The organism is Xenorhabdus sp. PB30.3 (genome assembly GCF_963895965.1).
Classification (GTDB): Bacteria; Pseudomonadota; Gammaproteobacteria; order Enterobacterales; family Enterobacteriaceae; genus Xenorhabdus; species Xenorhabdus stockiae.
In genome coordinates, this window is sequence record NZ_CAWQMW010000069.1 from 1 (window position 1) to 3,393 (window position 3,393).

Sequence of the window (3,393 nt, forward strand, 5' to 3'; positions counted from 1 at the left end):
GTATATGTGGCAACTGCTCAGTAATGTGAAAAAATTCTTGAAAAAATCTGCAAATAGATTCTTTCAGATAAAGTAAATCGAGTGTCCCACTATTATGAAAAGTTATTTAGCACCACGAACAACATAAATTTCGCGTGGTTCAATTATGATTTCAGCACTAGTGGCAATTTCTATGGGTTTAAATGTTGTCATAATTATTCACCTCTGATTCGTTCTATTTATTTTATTGCAGTCAATACTAAATCGGATAAAATAGTAAGTTCGACTGCTTTTATTTTGCTTCTCTCATTTTCAATAAGTGTATCAATAAATACTCTTGCTTTATTGATAGCCACATGAGCGGGTTCTAATTCAAATCTCATATAACGACATGAATGTATTTCACCTTCCATGAAATAATCTTTATTTATCTCCCTTAATTGTTGCGCTAAATTAATTGCCTGTCGATGAACTCCGCGACACATTAAATAAGTATCCGGTTCTGCTTCGTTCTGAGTTGCAGTAACTACAGGGAATATAGATGATTCAATTTCTTCTGCAATTTCGACGGCAGTTTGTAGTTTGTTTGACATATTCCACCCTGATATATTTATTCGAAGTTATTGTTTAATTCATTAAGAGCTTCAAACTGACGGATTGATAATCGTTTTATTGCTCGCAACATAAAGTAATCATCATCCTCGATGGTTTTTTTAATTGATTCAGTGCTTGTATTAATAAAACATGCATTTCCGCATTAATTTCAATAGTACTCTCTAAGTAATATTTATCCCCAACTGATATTTTTTTTCATGTTGATTGTCCTTATTGTTTATTAACTATTTGTCCCATCCAGCCATAGATTACATATACGGGAGCTAATAACCTTTTTGCTTCTTGTTCATTGAGTGCCTGAGCTTTAACGCATATAGGGCGTGTTTGCTCTGTGTTGGCGCGCTCAATTGCAGCGAAGAGAAAAGTTTTCATGGTTTGCCTGCTGGAATTAAGTAGTTAACCATCTCTGGATGATTATAAATAATGTCTTTCGCTTTTTGGTTTGCTTCGTTCAGCTCCATAAATACATCCACTAACACCATGTATTCACCATCTTTTGAATACAGTGAATATATAATTTCATTATTAAAGCACCCTTTATTCAAGGAGTGAGATGTAATTTTTTTGTTTCCATGCTTGGCTAAATATGAATCAACGAAATTATATTTTTGAGCCAACTTCATGTTGTAGTTTATTCCTCTAGCACCGCAGAGTATTAGTACCCATCAATTATGCAGTAACTTCTAAAAATAGCTTTACGTACGTAAAAATGCTGCTATTGTGATAAGAGTGATAGCAATGTCACACAGCTTATTAATTTCAGACCTCGCACTCGCGGGGTTTTTTGCTTTCTGGGGGAATGAATGCCTGCACCAGTCAAAGAGTCTTTAATTATTCGCCCTGCATCTGAGCAACCTACATTTGATATGGATGGCAAAGAGATACTGGTTTTAAATCCTTGCGATGGCTGGCATATCGGTTATGTTCATTTTTGGAATGAAAAAGAATATAACGGCATCTATCGATGGATAGACGAAGAGTTTGAACCCCGCTATTTTTACGTTGCTTGGGCACTTTTACCCGATGGCTTGAAAATGAGTGATGCTTTTGAGAGCCAAGGCGCTACACCAGAAGAACATGATCGCTATTGGACTGGAAGAGCAAAGCCAAGCGGGAAATAAGTTATCAGCACCAAACTTCAAATATACACCTCACTGAATCACGCACTCGATTAACAGATAAACTTTATAATGCGCCACCCTATTTTAAGGCGTATTGATTCTGTTACAGGCTATTCAATTGAGATAAGAACCTGACCTCAGTAATATTAACTGGCTAGTTAGCAGTAGGATGAAATGACCTTTAACGAATAATAAAGTGAGGTGTTTATGTCTGATGTTAATAAGCTGGATGATAAAAGCTGCTCATTCGACCCCGATCAATTTAATGCTAAGGTTGATAACGTAGCACCTGTCGGTTCTTTTCCTTGGGCAATGATTCAAGTGTATTTAAAGAAGCCAGTAGGCCGTAGTGGTTGGGCTTCCAATGTATACCTTATCCCTGAATACGATAACTCTGGCAATCTCATCTATATTCAGCAATCAGATGCAAATGGTAATCCTTCAACTTGGGTACCTGAACCGAAAGATATGCTAGCCTGTGATTGGGAGTTAGTGAAGATAAAACTAAGGCCAGTTGAATGTATGCTGTTTTTTGATCTTAAAATAGGAGATGGAAAATCTCCTGATGGTAGTGAGCATCATTGGGGATATCAGAGCACAAAGGGAATAATAATAGGTTCAGTTACATCACCTTTTGGCACTTTGACTAATCTTCAAAGCACTGTAGGCATTAGAAATCTCTTAACGTTCTTTTCATTTGAAGATACTACCGGTACTTTCCCATGGGTGCAGTTGGCAGTTGACACCCAAAATCAACTAGACCTAAAGAGTAAGAATTTTGAGGTAACAGTTGGTGGTTCAACTTATAGTCTTGGCTCAAGCTCAGATTCTGATCTCACCTATCATTATGGTGACGCAAAACAACTAAACGACCTACTGAAACAAAACGTAGGTAATACATTGTCTTTTTGTTTCAACTGGAAATAAATCCACGTACTGAATTCAAGGCTGCTTAATGCGGCCTTTTTTTTGTTTTCTGTCTCTTGTTGTAACAAAATGGCGATGGTATCTCTAACAGGAGTCATGCCTGTTATCTGCATCTTAAATTTAGTAATGATAACTACTGATTATTATTAATAATTATATTTATTTGTAAGAGTTAAAATAACAAAGCTAATTTAATTATCTCGTTGACGTTAATGAGATAGAGCATTAGATTTATTTTGTAAAATTTAATGCATGAAATGCAGAAAACAAAATTTGAGAGAGAAAACATGGATCTGGAACGCTGTAAGTTAAAAATTTACGATATAAAGAAAATGGGGCTATATGACTATAAGGAGCATAAAGAACAAAACGAAGGCGTTTCAATTTTCATAACTGCCTTAAGTAAATTTTTAAGTGGAAAAAATGTTATTAACACTAAGATGGAAATTAGCACAAATGTAAATGTTTATTGTTATGACATAAAAGAATTAGATAATTCAAAGGGAGAGTATGTTATTTTTTTATGGCTAGGGGCAAGTGATGCCAACGCAAAAAAAGTCATTTCAATAAATAAAAATAACGTGTTAGGTCAGAGAGCATCTAGTAAAAAAATAATGGAATGGATATAATAGGCACGCCGGCGTATTTTTATTTTTCATCAAAATTCAAAAAAATAGTAATGTTAGAATATAAGGGATCTTCTGCGGACTCTAGCTTAATAGAAAGGTATTTAAGGTCTTATATTAATAAT

At 35.0% G+C, this 3,393-nt stretch carries 6 protein-coding genes; 3 read left to right on the plus strand and 3 right to left on the minus strand.

The features are described from left to right. Positions 1 to 218: 218 nt before the first annotated feature. From AACX38_RS05375 to AACX38_RS05385, 3 genes are all read right to left on the minus strand, one after another. Positions 219 to 572: a hypothetical protein gene (locus AACX38_RS05375; RefSeq protein ID WP_228865844.1), complete on the minus strand. Its 354-nt coding sequence runs from the start codon at positions 570 to 572 to the stop codon at positions 219 to 221. 232 nt (positions 573 to 804) lie between these two features. Next, on the minus strand, positions 805 to 966 hold the full coding sequence (locus AACX38_RS05380; RefSeq protein WP_228865845.1) for a host cell division inhibitor Icd-like protein: 162 nt from the start codon (positions 964 to 966) through the stop codon (positions 805 to 807). Then, on the minus strand, positions 963 to 1,217 hold the full coding sequence (locus AACX38_RS05385; RefSeq protein WP_228865846.1) for a hypothetical protein: 255 nt from the start codon (positions 1,215 to 1,217) through the stop codon (positions 963 to 965). Before AACX38_RS05385 ends, AACX38_RS05380 begins: the two co-directional genes overlap by 4 nt. Positions 1,218 to 1,397: 180 nt before the next feature. On the opposite strand from AACX38_RS05385, the gene AACX38_RS05390 reads away from it, so the two are divergent. The 3 genes from AACX38_RS05390 (at position 1,398) to AACX38_RS05400 (ending at position 3,271) form a co-directional block, all read left to right on the plus strand. Next, positions 1,398 to 1,715, plus strand: coding sequence for a hypothetical protein (locus AACX38_RS05390; RefSeq protein WP_228865847.1), 318 nt, complete (start codon positions 1,398 to 1,400; stop codon positions 1,713 to 1,715). A gap of 207 nt (positions 1,716 to 1,922) precedes the next feature. Further along, complete coding sequence (locus tag AACX38_RS05395; RefSeq protein WP_228865848.1) at positions 1,923 to 2,642, plus strand: Thoeris anti-defense Tad2 family protein; 720 nt, start codon at positions 1,923 to 1,925, stop codon at positions 2,640 to 2,642. 287 nt (positions 2,643 to 2,929) lie between these two features. Next, positions 2,930 to 3,271, plus strand: a complete 342-nt coding sequence (locus tag AACX38_RS05400; protein ID WP_228865849.1) for a hypothetical protein — start codon at positions 2,930 to 2,932, stop codon at positions 3,269 to 3,271. Positions 3,272 to 3,393: the final 122 nt, after the last annotated feature.